We start from the raw sequence: 244 nt of genomic DNA on the forward strand, positions 1-244 counted from the left end.
ACCGGCGGCGTGCCGTGGGTGTGGAAGGACTCGATGGTCTTCAATCCCCAGGCCTGACCCTTCTTGCGTTCTTCCTCGGTCCATACGATCGGCTTCCAGTCCGGCGCGAGGATGAGGCGCGCGCCGGTGGAAGAGGCGACGGTGACTTGCGTTGCGCTCTCGAGCTTTGCCGCAAGTGCGGGCGCATCGGCGACGGTGTCGTTGAACGAGCCGAGATACGCCGCCATCGCGCGGATGTCGTGAT

General features: G+C 65.2%; 1 pseudogene. It reads right to left on the reverse strand.

What is annotated here, in order from left to right:
* Positions 1–134: pseudogene (locus tag G8O24_RS43525) on the reverse strand (catechol 2,3-dioxygenase); the annotation flags it as partial.
* Positions 135–244 lie beyond the last annotated feature (110 nt).

It is taken from the genome of Bradyrhizobium campsiandrae (genome assembly GCF_014529705.1).
In the GTDB taxonomy this organism is placed as follows: Bacteria; Pseudomonadota; Alphaproteobacteria; order Rhizobiales; family Xanthobacteraceae; genus Bradyrhizobium; species Bradyrhizobium campsiandrae.